The organism is Burkholderia sp. FERM BP-3421, from assembly GCF_028657905.1.
GTDB lineage: Bacteria > Pseudomonadota > Gammaproteobacteria > Burkholderiales > Burkholderiaceae > Burkholderia.
In genome coordinates this window covers 2343042-2359905 of the sequence record NZ_CP117781.1, presented here as the reverse complement: position 1 = coordinate 2359905, position 16864 = coordinate 2343042, and the positions used below count along the sequence as shown (strand labels likewise).

Annotated in this window: 9 protein-coding genes; 8 read left to right on the top strand and 1 reads right to left on the bottom strand. The window is 71.5% G+C overall.

Annotated features, from left to right (window positions below):
- Position 1 precedes the first annotated feature (1 nt).
- Entirely contained in the window at positions 2–457 is a 456-nt protein-coding gene (locus tag Bsp3421_RS13245; protein WP_273996402.1) for a GNAT family N-acetyltransferase, read from the top strand.
- Between the two features lie 55 nt (positions 458–512).
- A complete protein-coding gene (locus Bsp3421_RS13240; RefSeq protein WP_273996401.1) occupies positions 513–1826 on the top strand; it encodes an Nramp family divalent metal transporter in 1314 nt (437 codons plus the stop codon).
- Positions 1827–1859: 33 nt separating this feature from the next.
- On the opposite strand, the gene Bsp3421_RS13235 is transcribed toward Bsp3421_RS13240, so the two are convergent.
- On the bottom strand, positions 1860–3203 hold the full coding sequence (locus Bsp3421_RS13235; RefSeq protein ID WP_273996400.1) for a cation:proton antiporter: 1344 nt from the start codon (positions 3201–3203) through the stop codon (positions 1860–1862).
- 748 nt (positions 3204–3951) lie between these two features.
- Here Bsp3421_RS13235 and Bsp3421_RS13230 point away from each other — a divergent pair.
- The 6 genes from Bsp3421_RS13230 (at position 3952) to Bsp3421_RS13205 (ending at position 16864) form a co-directional block, all read left to right on the top strand.
- Positions 3952–4239 (top strand): hypothetical protein, encoded by a 288-nt coding sequence (locus Bsp3421_RS13230; protein ID WP_273996399.1) that lies wholly within the window; start codon positions 3952–3954, stop codon positions 4237–4239.
- Positions 4240–4398: 159 nt separating this feature from the next.
- Complete coding sequence (locus Bsp3421_RS13225; RefSeq protein ID WP_273996398.1) at positions 4399–5295, top strand: 2OG-Fe(II) oxygenase; 897 nt, start codon at positions 4399–4401, stop codon at positions 5293–5295.
- Entirely contained in the window at positions 5276–7075 is a 1800-nt protein-coding gene (locus Bsp3421_RS13220; RefSeq protein WP_273996397.1) for a fatty acyl-AMP ligase, read from the top strand. Before Bsp3421_RS13225 ends, Bsp3421_RS13220 begins: the two co-directional genes overlap by 20 nt.
- 14 nt (positions 7076–7089) lie before the next feature.
- Positions 7090–8550 carry an acyl-CoA-binding protein gene (locus Bsp3421_RS13215; RefSeq protein ID WP_273996396.1) on the top strand — a complete coding sequence of 487 codons (1461 nt, stop codon included), beginning with the start codon at positions 7090–7092 and terminating at the stop codon, positions 8548–8550.
- Complete coding sequence (locus Bsp3421_RS13210) at positions 8547–15833, top strand: type I polyketide synthase (protein WP_273996395.1); 7287 nt, start codon at positions 8547–8549, stop codon at positions 15831–15833. The genes Bsp3421_RS13215 and Bsp3421_RS13210 overlap by 4 nt, the downstream gene beginning before the upstream one ends.
- Positions 15830–16864, top strand: coding sequence for a TauD/TfdA family dioxygenase (locus Bsp3421_RS13205; protein ID WP_273996394.1), 1035 nt, complete (start codon positions 15830–15832; stop codon positions 16862–16864). The genes Bsp3421_RS13210 and Bsp3421_RS13205 overlap by 4 nt, the downstream gene beginning before the upstream one ends.

The following is a 16864-nucleotide window of genomic DNA, read 5'->3' as shown; positions in this document are numbered from 1 at the left end:
CATGGATCCCCCCCGATACCGCGCCGCGACGCCCGGCGACGCCCGCGCCTGCATCGACTTGCGCGGCCGCACGCGCGAGAACGCATTCACCGAGGCCCGGCTGCGCGAGCTTGGCATCACCATCGACAGCTGGGCCGCGGGCATCCGTGACGGCAGCTTGCCGGGGCAGGTGTGCTGCGTTGGCGGCCGGATGGTCGGCTACTGTTTCGGCGAGCGCGACAGCGGCGAGATCGTCGTGCTCGCGCTGCTGCCGGACTACGAGGGGCGCGGCATCGGCCGCGCGCTGCTCGCGCAGGTGGTCGAGTCGTTCCGGGCGCGCGGGTTCCAGCGCCTGTTCCTCGGCTGCACGATCGATCCGGCCGCGCGTTCGCACGGCTTCCATCGCCGCCTCGGCTGGATTTCCACCGGCCGGCTCGACGCAGCGGGGGACGAGATCCTCGAACTGCGGCTCGCGTGAGCCGCGCGGCGGCATGCGTAAAATGCCGCTATCCGACTCCCGCCCCGCCGCCCCAATGCCTCTGCCGACCCTGCCCACCGCGCCGTTCTGCCCTGCCGAAGTCAAGGGCAGCATCGTCATCGACGCCGGCCTGTCGCGCTTCGCGAAACTGCGCCGCTTCGCCGGCCCGGGCCTGCTGGTGGCGATCGGCTACATGGACCCCGGCAACTGGGCGACCGATCTCCAGGCCGGCTCCCGGTTCGGCTACGCGCTGCTGTGGGTCGTCGCGCTGTCGAGCCTCGCCGCGATCTTCCTGCAGATGCTCGCGGCCCGGCTCGGGCTCGTCACGGGCATGGATCTCGCGCAGGCCAGCGATGCGCGCTACGGGCGGGTCGGGCGCGTCGTGCAATGGCTGACCGCCGAGGTGTCGATCATCGCCTGCGACATCGCCGAGGTGCTCGGCTGCGCGCTCGCGTTCAAGCTGCTGCTCGGCGTGCCGCTCGCGTGGGGCATCGTGCTCACCGCGCTCGATACGGTGATCGTGCTCGGCCTGCAAGGCAAGGGCTTCCGTCAGATCGAGGCGATCGTGCTCGGGCTGATCGGCACGATGGCGGCCTGCTTCATCGCGCAGCTCGCGATGGTGCCGCCCGACTGGCACGCGGTGGCGCGCGGCCTGATTCCGGGCGATCCCGGGCACGACCGCAAGGATGCGATCGTGCTCGCGCTCGGCATCGTCGGCGCGACCATCATGCCGCACAATCTGTACCTGCATTCGTCGGTCGTGCAGACGCGGCGCATCGAGGGCGGCCCGCGCGGCGCGCTGCGCGACACGCTCGCGATGGTGCGCATCGACACCTGGGTGTCGCTCGTGATCGCAATGCTCGTCAACGCGGCGCTCCTGGTGCTGGCCGGCGCGGCGTTCCACGCGACCGGACGCACCGACGTGGCCGACATCGAACACGCCTACACCCTGATCACGCCGATCGCGGGCAGCGCCGCCGCGCTGCTGTTCGGCGTCGCGCTGCTCGCGTCCGGGCAAAGCTCGACGCTGACCGGCACGATCGCCGGGCAGGTGATCATGGACGGCTTCCTGCACGTGAAGATCCCGTGCTATCAGCGCCGCCTGATCACGCGCGGGCTCGCGCTCGTGCCCGCGCTGATCGGCGTGCTGTGGCTCGGCGACGGCTCGGTCGGCGAGCTGCTGGTGTGGAGCCAGGTGTTGTTGAGCCTGCAACTGCCGTTCGCGATGTGGCCGCTGATCCGCTCGGTCAGCGATCGCGCGCGGATGGGCGAGCATGCGATCGGCGGCGTCACGCGCGTGGTCGCGTGGGGGCTGTTCGCGCTGATCTGCGGCACCAACCTGATGCTGATCGCGAGCGGCGCGCAGTGAGCGCGCCGCTCGACGGCGGCGATGCCGCTGCCGTTACGCGGGCCGGTCCGGCATCCGCGCGCGCAGCGCGGCGTCCGCCTCGGCCGCACCCGCTGCCGCGGCGCCGCCGCCCGGCTCCGCGAGCGTGGGCAGCTCGCCCAGCGCACGCGCGCGGCGGCCGTACACCAGCTCGAACAGCGGGGTGGTCATCAGCGTGGTCAGCACGGTCATCAGCACCATCATCGAAAACAGCGCCGGGCTGATCACGCGCTCCTGCATGCCGATATTCAGGATGATCAGCTCCATCAGCCCGCGCGTGTTCATCAGCGACGCGATGCCGAGGCTCGTGCGGTTGTCCTGGCCCGTGATGCGCGCGGCGAGCCAGCATGCGCCGGCCTTGCCGGCGACCGAGACGACGAGGATCGCCGCGGTCAGCGGCGCGAGCGCCGGCTCGGTGAGCAGCGTGAGGCGCGTGTTCAATCCCGAATAGGCGAAGAAGATCGGCAGCAGCAACGCGAGCGTGAACGGCTCCAGCTGCCGGCGCAGCTCGCTCGCGAGGCGCCCGCGCGGCATCGCCGCGCCGAGGATGAAGCCGCCGAACACCGCGTGCACGCCCACCCGGTCCATCGCGTACGCGGCGAGCATGAACAGCAGCAGCACGACCGACAGCAGGGTCGGGCCGACCTGGCGGTCGCGCTCGGCCCACTGGCCGAGCGGCGCGAGCAGGCGCGGCCCGAACGCGATCATGCAGACCGCGAAGCCGATGCAGCCGGTCACCGCGCGCCATGCGGCGGCGGCGTCGCCGCTGAAGGTCGCCAGCACGATCGCGAGCACGATCCAGGCGCCCGCGTCGTCGACTGCGCCGGCGGACAGCACCAGCGTGCCGAGCCGCGTGTCGTTCAGGCCGCGCTCGTGGATGATGCGCGCGAGCATCGGAAACGCGGTGATCGAGATGGCGGCCCCCATGAACAGCGTGGCCTGCAACGGGCTCGGATGGCCGGGAAACAACCCCGGCGTGTTCAGCAGCCATGGCACCAGCAGGATCGCGCCGGCGAACGGCGCGGCCATCCCGAACACCGACACGGCGATCGCGCTCTTGCTGTTGGCGCGGAAGTGGTCGCTCCGGAAGCCGAGCCCGACGATGAACATATAGAGGCCGATGCCGAGCTGCGCGCAGGCATACAGCACGCCCTTCGATTCCGGTGGGAAGATGGCTTGCTGCAGGGTGGGGGCGACGAGCCCGAACAGCGACGGCCCCAGCACGACGCCCGCGAGCATTTCGCCGACCACGCGCGGCTGCTTCAGCCAGCGCTCCGTCAGCCAGCCGACGGCCCGGCATGCGGCGATGATGACGAACAGCTGCAGGAAAAAGATGCTGCCAAGCTCGCTGAGCTTCACGATGGTCTCCAGGCTTGCGCGCGGCGGCCGCCGGCCGTGAGTCGTATGCGGCGGGAGAGCACGCGCGCCTGCCGGCGGGCGTGACGGACTGGATTAAACCATTCGCGCGCGGCGCGGCGCAATTCAAATATACAAACGCATCCGGACTGTCCGGATTCCATTTCATTCAATAAGAAAAAATAATGAAAGGCAATGCGTCGTGGAATGAGATGCGCCGCTTTGAATTTCCGGGAATTCACTGGTGAAATTCTGGCTTGTTCCGTCGGATTTGTCTCGCTTTGGACGGTTTCTTGCGGTCTGATTTTATCGAAAGCCAATCGTCCGGTAATAGTTGGATATTGGAAAAATAGAGGAAAAGTTTGTTTTCATTTCGATGGTCAATCGGCCGGATTGCTCGAAAAGCGTGATTTTAAAAGGGTAAACGAGAAGTGATGGCCGTTCCGGAAGCCGTCATTCTTTAATTAAGTGCTGGCTTCCAGTTTGATTGCATTGCGCGTGTGGCAGGAATGAAAAAATCGAATTCCTTGTGTTCATGGATCATTGGTTTAGCGCTTTCTGGCAAAAATTTTCGCTGTTCGTATATGAAATTAAATGAAATGCTATTAGGATCGAATCTTGCATAAAATAGCTTGAAAAATTGGATAGTGTGTCTCCATACTGAGGTGGGCGTGACGGCTCGCGGGCAGGTAGCGGGATTCCGGTCACGCTCATCATGTCAACATAATTTCCTGAGAGGTGTGTTATGGCGATGGACCAGCTGGTGGACTTCCTGAAGAAGTGCGACAAGCGGACCGACCAGAAGTTGTTCGAGGATGCCAAGGTTGCGACGAAGAACGGCGGCGACAAGGTTGCGTCGGCCGCGCACTTGATCGCCGAAGTGGGCAAGAAGAAGGGCTTCTCGTTCTCCGAGCAGGAAGTCACGCAATACATCCACTCGGTGAAGACGGACTACTACACGAACGCCACCGTCCGGACCCTGATGGACGCCTACTGCTCGACCAGCTGCCACATCGGCAGCCAGATCCAGCGGCAGTGATTTTCCCGGCGTTGCGCTAGGAAGCGGCCGCCCGCTGCGTTCCGAAAGGACGCGGGCGGCCTCCTGGCGTGCGGCGTGTGTACCGGTTCGCTTGATTTCCACCCGGTCGGCGCGGGCTTGCCGCGATCTCGGCCGGATGTGCTTCCAGGAGGATGACGTATGTCAGTGGCCCGATCCGCCGGCGCCCGCACGGTCATTTCCGTGCCGGACGAGGCCGAGCCGCCTTATCGTTTCGAGGAACTCGACGCCGCCGACCTGGCCGGGACGCGGCCGAACGGTCTCGCCGACATCAGCGAGGGCCGGGTCGACGGCCTGATCATCCACAACGCCTTTTCGCGCGAGGAGATCGAGCGCGTCTCGAGCCGCCTGACGCGGCGCGAGCCGCTGCCCGATTCGCCGTTCGGCAAGGTGCTGATCTACGGCCCCGCGCTGTATATCGCCGAATCGGATCTCGAGCGCTACCGCCGCGAGGCGGCCGAGTTCCGGGTGTTCTGCGCGCAGTTGTTCGAGGGCGGCCGCGATTTCTCCTCGCGCATCGCCGAGCTGCTGGGCGCGATGACGGGCGGCCGCGGCCTGCGGGTGCCCAATGCGCCCGACGGCGAACCGTATACCCACGCGACCGTGCGCGTGCTGGAAGTCGGGCAGGGCATCGGCTGGCATTTCGAGAATCAGTTCCTGCACGCGACGCGCGGCTATCGCCACCTGTCCACGCTGGTCAGCCATACCGATCATCTCGGCTTCTTCATCGTGCTCGAGGCGCCGCGCGCGGGCGGCGAGCTGATGCTGTACGGCATGCGCTGGGAAGAGACCGAATGGCTCGACAAGGAGCGCGGCGGCATCGCGCACACGGGCACGATCCGCGGCCGGCCGATCACCGACGTGATGGAGAACTATCCGCGCATGTCGGTGACGCCGCCGCCCGGGTCGCTCCTCGTGTTCAACGGCGGCACCATCCTGCATCGGGTCGTGCCGGTCGCGGAGGGCGGCCGGCGCGTGACGATCGGCGGCTTCATCGCGTTTTCGAAAGGGAGGCAGGATGTCTATTACTGGAGCTGACGTCGTCACGCCACCGCTCCTCGCCCCGGCGCTCTCCCTGCCTTGCTCCGATCTCAACCAGCTGCTGCGCGGCCGCGCCGAACGCACGCCCGAGCAGCTTGCCTATCACTTCCCGCGCAACGGCGACGAGCCCGGCGACGCGCTGACCTACGCGATGCTCGACCGCGGCGCGCGCGCCCGCGCGGCGCACCTGCTGCGCCACGGCCGCGCGGGCGACCGGGTGCTGTTGTTCCCGGGCGGCGCGGCGTTCCTGGTCGCGTTCTTCGGTTGCCTGTACGCACGGATGATCGCGGTATGCGTCGACCTGCCGCGCGCCGGCCGCCCGATGACGCGGCTCCTGCCGATCCTGCGCGAAGCCGCGCCGCGTCTCGCGCTCGGGCCGGACAGCCTGGCGGCCGACCGGCCGGATCTCGACGCGCTGCTGCGCGAGGCGGGCTGCACGCTGCTCGCGGGCGGCGGCGCCGACGCGCCGCTGCCGGCGGCGGACGTGCCGCTGCCCGGTCCGGACGCGCTCGCGTGGCTGCAATACACCTCGGGTTCGGTCAGCGAGCCGAAGGGCGTGATGGTCAGCCACGGCAATGCGCTCGCGACGCTGTGCGACATCGACCGCGCCTCGCGGCACGGCCCCGACAGCTGCATGGTCAGCTGGCTGCCGGTGTTCCACGACATGGGGCTGCTGTACGGCGTGCTGCAGCCGCTCTACAACGGCTTTCCGTGTCACCAGCTCGCGCCGATGACCTTCCTGCAGCAGCCGATGCGCTGGCTGCGCGCGATCACGCACTTCGGCGCGACGCACACGGCCGCGCCGAACTTCGCGTTCCAGCTGTGCGTCGACACCGCCGATCCGCGCCGGACCGCGGGGCTCGACCTGCATACGCTGAAGGTGGCGATCAACGGCGCGGAGCCCGTGCGCGACGATGTCGTGCGCCGCTTCGTCGAGACGTTCGCGCCGTTCGGCCTCGGTCCCGACGTGGTGTGCCCGGGCTACGGGCTCGCGGAGACGGCGCTGAAGGTCGCCACGCATCCGCGCGGCGCGCCGCTGCGCCGCTTCGCGATCGATCCCGCCGCGCTCGCGCGCGGCCGGGTGGCGGCGCGCTCCGAGGCGGACGGCGGACGCGTGCTGCTCGGACACGGCGCGAGCTGCATCGACGCGCGCGTCGAGATCGTCGACCCGCGCACGCTGCGCCCCTGCGCGCCCGATCAGGTGGGCGAGATCTGGGTGGCCGGCGCGGCGGTCGCGCAGGGCTACTGGCAGCGGCCGCAGGAGACCGCCGAGACGTTCGGCGCGCGGCTCGCCGACAGCGGCGACGGGCCGTTCCTGCGCACCGGCGATCTCGGCTTCGTCGCGGACGGCGACCTGTTCGTCACGGGCCGCCTCAAGGACGTGATCATCATCCACGGCCGCAACCACTATCCGCAGGATCTCGAACGCACCGCGCAGGCGAGCCACGCGGCGCTGCGGATCGACCACGGCGCGGCGTTCTCGATCGACGCGGCGGACGGCGAGCAGCTCGTGATCGTCCAGGAGGTGCGCCGCAGCCATCTGCGCGACCTCGACCCCGCGCAGGCGACCGACAGCATCCGCCGCGCGATCGCGGAGCTGCACGACGTGGGCAACGCGCGCATCGTGCTGATCGCGCCGGGCACGATCACCAAGACGACGAGCGGAAAAATTCAGCGGGCGGCCTGTCGCGCCGCCTATCTGGCCGGCACGCTGGCGCAGGTTCATGCGAGCGGCCGTCCTTACCAAGCCCCGGCCGACGGGGCGCATCTCGAGTGATGGGGAGACTTCACATGTTGTCAGCCGAGCAGCTTGAGCACTTCAACACCAAGGGTTGGGTGAAGGTCGATCTGTTTTCGCCCGCCGAGGTCGCCGTCATCCAGGATTGCCTGGAAACCAATGGCCGCCTGATCGAAGAGGCGGACGGGCAGCAGGTCATGACCTTCTTCAACAACGTGCTCGGACTCGAAACGCCGCGCGACCTGCACCTGTATCACGAGCCGCTGAAGGCGATGTTCCGCAAGCCGGAGCTGATCGGGAAGCTGAACCAGATGGTCGGTCCCGACCTGCTGCTGTGGTACACCAACGTGTTCTGCAAGATGCCGGGCCAGGGCGTGATCAAGTGGCACCAGGCGATCGAGCACTACTCGTCGAGCGACATCGATTTCTCGAAGAAGACCCTCGTCTATCCGGACGACGAGGAACGTCACGTGAACCTCACCGTGTGGGTCGCGATCGACAACGTGGATAAGGAAAACGGCTGCATGCGCTTCGCGAACGGCTCGCAGTCGACCGCGTTCGAGATCATCCCGAGCGCCGCGCCGGCGGCCGACGGCATCTTCGCGGGCATCAGCGCGCACAAGACGATCTGGCAGCGCAACCAGCAGTATTCGTTCGCCTACGCGTTCGACGAGAACGACTGGGAAGTCGAGGACGTGCCGGTGCGCGCCGGCCAGGCGATCATCTTCACCGAGCGCACCATGCACTGCTCGTATCCGAATCATTCGACGCGGCGCCGGCTCGGCATCATCGGCCGCTACGTCGGCCCGGACGTGCTGGTCTACCCGGGGCGGCAGACGCAGGAATGGATCGATGAAAACGGCCACGACGTGCGTCGCCACTACAACGTGCTCGTGTCGGGCGAGGATCGCTTCAAGCGCAACGTGGTGCGCGACAACCACGATCTCGACGCCGACGAAGTGGCGTTCCACGCGCTGTACAACGCATTCCGGCTCGGCCGCATCGCGCTGCCGGAAAACGAGGTCGGGCTGGAGCTGAGCGCGCTGGAGCAGCAGATCCTGTACGGCGACAACACGGAGCCGCAGCCGAACCCCGTGCTGCATCCGCGCCGCTTCGTGCAGTGGCAGGCGTGGCAGCAGCTGCGCGGCACCGAGCGCGGCGCGGCGATGCGTCGCTTCCATGCGCTGGCCTCGCAGCTGCCCACGCGCGGCGCGGGCGGCACGGCGCCCGTCGTGCAGGTGCGCGGCGCGGCGCGCGCGGCCGATCGCGAGGCGATCCAGGCCTGGATCGTCGCCTACCTCGCCGAGGCGCTGGGCCGGCCGGCCGAGGAGATCGACATCGAGGTGCCGATCGTCGATTACGGGCTGTCGTCGGTCGAGATCGTGCGGATGACGGGCGACCTCAGCGACTGGCTGTCGCGCGACCTCGCGCCCACGCTCGGCTACGACTATCCGACCGTCGCCGCGCTCGCGGGGCATCTCGCGCCCGCGGCGCATCCGGAACTGACCGCATGACGCGCGTGCAGGCGTCGGCGGCGCCGTCGGGGGCCGCCGCGCCGCGCGCGGGCGGCGTACCGGTCGCGATCGTCGGGATGGGTTGCCGGTTTCCCGGCGCGCGCGACGTCGCGGCGTTCTGGGCGCTGTTGCGCGACGGCGTCGACGCGGTGCGCGAGGTGCCGGCCGAGCGCTGGAACCTCGCGGACTTCTACGACCCGCGCGAGGACGCCCCGGGCAAGATGGTCACGCGCTGGGGCGGCTTCGTCGACGACGTCGACCAGTTCGACGCGGAGTTCTTCGGCATTTCGCGGCGCGAAGCCGAGCGCATGGACCCGCAGCAGCGGCTCGTGATGGAGACCGCGTGGGCCGCGCTCGAGGATGCCGGCATCTCGCCGCACAGTTTGCGCGGCGGCGACGCGGGCGTGTTCGTCGGGATCGGCAACACCGACTACATGCGCATGCTGTGCCGCGATCCGGACCGCATCGATCGCTACGACGGCACGGGCAGCACGCCCAGCTTCGCCGCGAACCGGCTGTCCTATTTCCTCGACCTGCACGGGCCGAGCCTCGGCATGGAGAGCGCGTGTTCGTCGTCGCTGGTCGCGCTGCATGTCGCGTGCCGCAGCCTGCGCGAGGGCGAGACCTCGCTCGCGATCGCGGGCGGGGTGAACCTCGTGCTGTCGCCGGACATGACGGTCGCGTTCTCGCAGGCGCGCATGATGTCGCCGACGGGCCGCTGCCGCGCGTTCGACGCGGACGCCGACGGTTACGTGCGCGGCGAGGGCTGCGGGGTGGTGATCCTGAAGCGGCTCGACGACGCGCTCGCGGCCGGCGACCGGATCCTCGCGGTGATCCGCGGTTCCGCCGTGAACCAGGACGGCACCAGCAACGGCATCACCGCGCCGAACGGCCAGGCGCAGCAGGCCGTGATCCGCCGCGCGTGCGCGGACGCCGGCGTCGCGCCCGCGCGCATCGGCTATGTCGAGGCGCACGGCACCGGCACGAAGGTGGGCGATCCGATCGAGATGCGCGCGCTGCAGACGGTGCTCGGCGAAGGGCGCGCGCCGGATGCATGGTGCCGGGTCGGCTCGGTGAAGACCAACATCGGGCACCTGGAGGCGGCGGCCGGCATCGCGGGCCTGATCAAGACCGTGCTGGTGCTGCGGCATCGGCAGATCCCGCCGCATCTGCATCTGCACACGCTCAATCCGTACCTCGCGCTCGACGGCACGCCGTTCGAGATCCCGCGCACGCTGACGTCCTGGCCGGACGGCGACGCGCCGCGCGTGGCCGGGCTCAGCGGCTTCAGCTTCGGCGGCACCAATTGCCATCTGATCGTCGAGGAAGCGCCGGTCGAGACGCCGCGCGCGCAGCCGGCGGATGCGGCGCGCGTCTGCCTGCTGCCGCTGTCGGCGCGCAGCCTGCCCGCGCTGCGCGCGCTCGCCGATGCCTTTGCGCGCGGGTTGAATGAGGATCGTACGGCGTGCGAACCGTCGCCGCTGGCCGCGCTGGCCGCGCTGGGCCGCACGGCCGCGCTCGGGCGCGCGCATTTTCCGCACCGCCTCGCGGTGACGGCGAACTCGCGCGCGCAACTCGCGACGCGCCTGTCGGGCTGGCTCGACGGCCGCGCGGACTGGGGCGGCGTGCAGCGCACGGCCGCGCGCCACGCGAGCCCGGACCTTGTATTCATGATGACCGGGCAGGGCGCGGGGCAGGTCGGCGCGGGCCAGGGGCTGTATCGCGAGCAGCCGGCGTTCCGGCGCGCGGTCGAGCGTTGCGATGACGTGCTGCGCGCCTTGGGCGCGCCGGGCGGGATCGGGCGGCTGCTGCGCGGCGAAGGGCCGCCGCCGCGCGCCGATGATCCCGAGCAGGTGCAGCCCGCCGTGTTCGTGCTCGGCTACGCGCTGGCCGAATTGTGGCGCGCGTGGGGCATCCGCCCGCGCGCGGTGCTGGGGCACAGCCTCGGCGAATATGTCGCGGCCTGCGTGGCGGGCGCGGTCGACCTGGAGCCGGCGCTCGCGCTGGTCGCGGCGCGCGGCCGGCTGACGGCGGCGCTGGCCGAGCCGGGGGGCATGGCGGTGCTGTTCGCCTCGGCCGAGACCGTGTCGGGCCTGCTGGCGCGCGAGCCGGGGCGCCTCGCGCTCGCCGCGTTCAACGGACCGCAGGCGACGGTCGTCTCCGGCGACGCGGCGGCGCTCGACGCGCTGCTGCAAGCGGGCGCGGCGCAACGCATCGAGGGTCGCCGGCTCGACACCACCCATGCATTCCATTCGCCGCTGATGCAGCCGATGGTCGAGGCGTTTCGCGCGGAGGCGGCGCGCGTCGACTGGCGGCCGCCGTCGATCCCGCTCGTGGCGGGACTGACGGGAACCGTCTGGCCGGCGGGGAGCGCGCCCGATGCCGACTACTGGTGCCGCCACCTGCTCGAACCGGTGCGCTTCGTCGACAGCCTGCGCGGCGTCACGGCGGGCGGGGCGAAGCTGCTCCTGGAGCTGGGCGCGGGCGCGGCGCTGACGCGCCTCGGCGCGCGCGGCGGGTATGGGGAGGCGGCGCACTTCATCGCGTCGCTGCCGCCGGACCGGGACGAGAGCGGCGCGCTGCTCGATGCGCTCGGCGTCCTGTACGCGCACGGCAAGGACGTGGACTGGCGCGGCGTATACGGCCGGGAGGACGCGCGTCCTGTCCCGCTGCCGGGCTACCCGTTCCAGCGCCAGCGGTACTGGTACACGGATACGCCGGCGGCGGCCGGCGCGTCGGCGATGGGCGCGGCGAACGAGCCGGCCATCGCGGAACGTCCGCCGCACGTGGACGGCGCACCGGCCGCGCCGGCTCGGGCAGCCCACGCCGACGACCATCGCGCGCCCGGGGTCGGCGCGCGCGCGGCCAGTGCCGTGGCGATCGCGTCTCCCGCCTTGCGCGCCGATGCGCCGGTGCGTCACGCGCCGCCGGCCGCCTCGCGCGACGCGCGGATTCTCGCGATCCTGATCGCGGAATTCGGCCGGCTTTTGCACGGCGACCCCGATGCGCTCGATCCGGACGCCTCGTTTCTCGAACTGGGCGCGGATTCGCTGGTGCTGGTCGATGCCGTGCATCGGATCGAACAACGCTTCGGCATCCAGATCAGCGCGCGACAGCTGTTTTCCGACATCCCGACGCCGCGCGCGCTGGCCGCGCATCTGGCCGCGCTCGCGCCGGCCGGTGACGAGGCCGACGAGGCCGACGCGAGGGAGCGGCCGGCGTCCGGCACGCCCGAGACGACCGCGACGACCGCGGATCGGGCCGCGCTCATCGATCTGATCCGGCAGCAGCAACGCTTGCTCGCGCAACAGCTTGCGCTGCTGCAGGCGAGCGCGGAGGTGACGCCCGTTCCCGCCGCGCGGCAGGCGACGCCGTTCGCGCTTGCCGCCGCCGCAGCGATCGCGCCGTCGGCCGCGGCTGTGCCGGCGGCGCTGAGCCCCACGCAGCGGCGCTACCTCGACCAGCTGACGGCGCGCTACGTGGCGCGCACGGGCGGCTCGCGCGCGCGCGCCGCGGCAAGCCGGGCGGCGCTCGCCGACAGCCGCGCGAGCGCCGGTTTCCGGCCCTCGATCAAGGAGATGCTGTACCCGATCGTCGGCAGTCACGGCGCGGGCGCCTGTTTTCACGACGTGGACGGCAACGCGTACCTGGATCTCACGATGGGCTTCGGCGTGTCGTTGTTCGGCCATCAGCCCGACTTCGTCGGCGCGGCGCTGACCGGGCAATGGCAGCGGGGCTTGCAGGTCGGTCCGCAGTCGCCGCTCGCGGGCGAGGTGGCCGAACTGATCCGCGACCTGACGGGCGTCGAGCGGGTCGCGTTCTGCAACACCGGCACCGAGGCGGTGATGACGGCCGTGCGTCTCGCGCGCGCGGCCACCGGCCGCACCAAGGTCGCGCTGTTCTCGGGTGCGTACCACGGCCACGCGGACGGGCTGCTGGTCGCCGCGCCGGGGCGGCCCGGCAGCGCGGGCGTCACGCCCGGCGCGGTCGCCGACGTGCTGATGTTCGACTACGGCGAGCCGCACGCGCTGGAGCAGATCGAGGCCTGCGCCGGCGAACTCGCGGCGATCCTCGTCGAGCCGGTGCAGAGCCGGCGGCCCGAGCTGCAACCGCGCGCGTTCCTGCGGCGGCTGCGCGAGATCGCGAACGCGCACGGCGCGGCGCTCGTGTTCGACGAGGTGCTGACCGGCTTCCGGATTCATCCGGGCGGCGCGCAGGCCTGGTTCGACGTGCGCGCGGATCTGGTCGCGTACGGCAAGATCGTAGGCGGCGGCCTGCCGATCGGCGTGGTCGGCGGTCGCGCGCGCTTCCTCGACGGCATCGACGGCGGCGCATGGGACTACGGCGACGCGAGCGGCCCGCATGCCGAGACGGTGTTCTTCGCGGGCACCTTCAACAAGAACCATCTGACGATGGCGACCGCGCGCGCGGTGCTGACGCACCTCAAGGCGGCCGGCCCGGCGTTGCAGGAGACGCTCAATGCGCGCACGGCGCGGCTCGCGGACACGCTCAACACGATGCTCGCGAGCCGCGGCGCGCCGGTGCGGGTCGCCCATTTCGGCTCGCTGTTCCGGTTCCAGGTGAGCGGCAATCTCGATCCGTTCTTCTACGGCCTCGTCGACAAGGGGCTGTACGTGTGGGAGGGGCGCACCTGCTTCCTGTCCACCGCGCATACCGAGGCCGATCTCGCGACGATCGTCGAGCGGGTCACGGCGGTCGTCGACGAGCTGGCGCAGGCCGGCTGGTTCGGCGCGCCGGCGGTCGCCGCGGACGATGCCGCTGCGGCAGCCGATGCTGCGGCGGCCGTCGCGCTGCCGTCGTCGGCGGCGCTGGGCCAGGATCTCGCGGGCACGCTCGCGCTGCTGCGCGCGCGCCACGATCTCGGCACCTACGCGCGCGGCATGGCGTGGCTCGAACGACGCGCGGTGGAGCATATCGACGCGGCGTTCGTCGCGCTCGGCCATCGCGCGCAGCCGGGCGCGGTGGTGACGGACGAGGGGCTGGCGGCCGAGTTGGGCGTCGTGTCCGCGCAGCGCCGCTTGTTCGGCCGGCTGTTGCAGATCCTCGCCGAAGAAGGGCGCCTCGAAGCGGACGGCCCCGGCCGCTGGCGCGCGCGCGCCGCCTCTGCGCCGATCGCGGCCGGCGAGCCGGCGAGCGCCGAAGGCGCGGCGGTGGCCCACGAGCGCGGCCTGCTCGAACGCTGCGGCGCGGCGCTGGCCGACGTGCTGCGCGGCGCGCGCCATCCGCTCGAAGTGCTCGCGCCCGGCGGCGATCTCGCGCCGCTGCGCACGCTGTACACCGCGTCGCCGATGGCGCGCGCGATGAACACGCTCGCGCGCGACGCGGTGGCGGCGGCGGTGCGCGCCGCGCCGGCGGACGCGACGGTGCGTCTCCTCGAAGTCGGCGCGGGCACGGGCGGCACCACCGCCTACGTCGTGCCGGCGCTGCCGGCCGGGCGCGTGGAATACGTGTTCAGCGATCTGTCGCCGCGTTTCCTCGACGACGCGCGCCGGCAGTTCGCCGAGTATCCGTTCATGGCCTACCGGCTGCTCGACATCGAACAGCCGCCGCGGCCCGACGAACAGGCCGACATCGTGATCGCGGCCAACGTGCTGCATGCGACCGCCGACCTGGGCCGCACGCTCGACCAGCTGCGCGCGCGGCTGCGTCCGGGCGGGCTGCTGTTCGTGCTGGAAGGCAGCGGGCGGGCGCGCTGGCTCGATCTCGTGTTCGGCCTCACCGACGGCTGGTGGCTGTTCGCCGATCACGCGGTGCGCCCCGACTATCCGCTGCTCGACGCCGATGCGTGGCTCGACCAGCTGGCCGCGCATGGTTTCGCGGACGCGGTCGCGCTGCGCTCCGGCGAGCGCGACGGCCCGGGCGCGCAGACCCTGCTGATCGCGGGCGCGGCGCGTCGTTTCGCGTTGAGCCCGATCCAGCACGCGATCTGGGTGGCGTCGCGGGTCGGCCCGCCGGGCGCGTACCACGAATCGCTGACGGTGAGGCTGGGCGGCGCGCCCGATCGCGAGGCGCTGGCTCAGGCGGTGCGCCTGCTGCTGCGCCGGCATGACGCGCTGCGCATGCGCGTCGACGCCGACGGCGCGCACCAGCGCATCGGGCCGCCCGGCGACGGGCTGGTGCCGGTCGCGTTGCCGGCGGGCGAGCCGCATGCGCAGGCGCGCGCGTGGCTCGACGCGGAGCTGGCGCGGCCGTTCGACCTGACGACCGAGCCGCCGGTGCGGTTTCACCTGCTCGATCTCGGCGACGACGCGCACGACCTCGTGGTGAGCGCGCATCACGTGCTGCTCGACGGCCTGTCGCTCGTGACGCTCGCGCGCGAACTGGGGCAGGCCTATGCGGCGCTCGCGACGGGCGGCGCGCCCGCGTGGTCCGCCGCGCCGTCGTTCGCCGCGCATCTCGAACGCACCGGCCCGGCCGCGCAGCCCGCGCGCTGGGCGGCGAGCCGCGACTACTGGCGCGCGCGGCTCGCGCCGCCGCTGCCGCGCATCGCGCTGCCGCTCGACCGGCCGCGCTCGGCGCGCCGCCCGCACCTCGGCGCGCGGCTGCGCGGCGCGATGCCGGCGGGGCTCGGCGATACGCTCACGGCGCTCGCGACGGCGCACGGCTGCACGCTGTTCATGGTGCTGCTCGCGGGCTTTCGCGTGCTGCTGCACGGCCTCGCCGGTCCCGGCGAGGCGCTCGTCGGCATCTCGGCGGCGGGCCAGAGCGCGGACGGCGAGGCGGCGCTGGTCGGCTGCTGCGTCAACGTGCTGCCGCTGCGGCTCGCCGATGCGCCGGAACAGCGCGTCGACGCCCTGCTCGCGGCGGTGCGCGGCGAGGTGCTGGACGCCTGCGATCATCAATGGGTGTCGCTCGCGGAGATCGCGGCGGACCTGGACCTGCCGCGCGACGCGGGACGTCCGTTGATCGACGTGCATTTCAACTATGACAAGGTCGAGGGGGGCGTCGGCTACGGGCCGCTCGCGGTGGCGTTCGAGACGAATCACGCGGGCGCCGCGCGTCGCGACCTGACCTGGAATCCGGTCGAGGTCGACGGGCAGCTCGCGCTGATCGTCGACTACGACGCGGACCTGTTCGACGCAGCGACGGTGGAGGGGTGGATGGACGACTATGCATGGCTGCTTGCGCGGATGGCGGCGCAGCCGGACTTGAGCATCGCGGCGCTGGCGTCCGAGCGCGCGGCGCGGCGCGCGCAAGCGCTCGCGCAACGCGACGGCGCGCGCCTGCGCACGGCGCGGCGGCGCGCCGGGGGGCCGGCATGAGCGGGGCGCTGCCGACGGGGCCGATGGGCGGCCCGGGGCTCGCGCGCCGCCAGGCGACGTCGCTCGCGGCGAACCGCTTCGTGGCGATCACGCGCCCGGTCGCGCCCGCGCGCCTGCCGCTCGTGGTCGAGGCGCAGCTGGCCGACCTGAGCCTGCCCGCGTGGGCGGCCGATCATCGCGACCTGATCGAGCGCGCGCTCGACGAAACCGGCGCGATCCTGTTCCGCGGCTTCGTCGCGCCGTCGGCCGAGGCGTTCCGCGCGTTCATGGCGGCCGTGTCGAGCGCGCCGATGGCGTATCGCTACGGCTCGACGCCGCGTCGCGAGGTGGAGCCGGGCATCTACACGTCGACCGAGTATCCGGCCGCCGAGACGATCCCGCTGCACAACGAGATGGCCTACGCGCGCGAGTGGCCGGCGCGCATCGCGTTCTGCTGCCGGGTGCCGGCCGCGCGCGGCGGCGAGACGCCGATCTGCGACAGCCGTGCGGTGCTCGCCGCGATTCCCGCCGCGACGCGCGCGCGTTTCGAGGCGCACGGCGTGATGTACGTGCGGCACTACCGGCCCGGCGTCGACCTGCCGTGGCAGCAGGTGTTCGGCACCGAGCGCCGCGACGAGCTGGCCGCCTACTGCTACGCGCAGGGCATCGAGCACGCGTGGCGCGACGACGGGACGCTGGCGACCTGGCAGGTGTGCCAGGCGACGCTCGCCCATCCGCGCACGGGCGCGCCGGTATGGTTCAACCAGGCGCACCTGTTCCATGTGTCGGCGCTCGCGCCCCCCGTGCGCGACGCGCTGCTGGCCCGCTACGGCGAGCAGGGCCTGCCGCGCAACGCGTGCTACGGCGACGGCGCGCCGCTGACGGCGGACGATCTCGCGGCGATCCGCGCGGCCTATGCGCGCGAGCGGGCGATGTTCGCGTGGCGGCGCGGCGACGTGCTGCTGCTGGACAACGTGCTCGCCGCGCATGGGCGGCAGCCGTTCGAGGGGCCGCGCGAGGTGGTGGTCGCGATGGCGGACCCGCGCCCATGA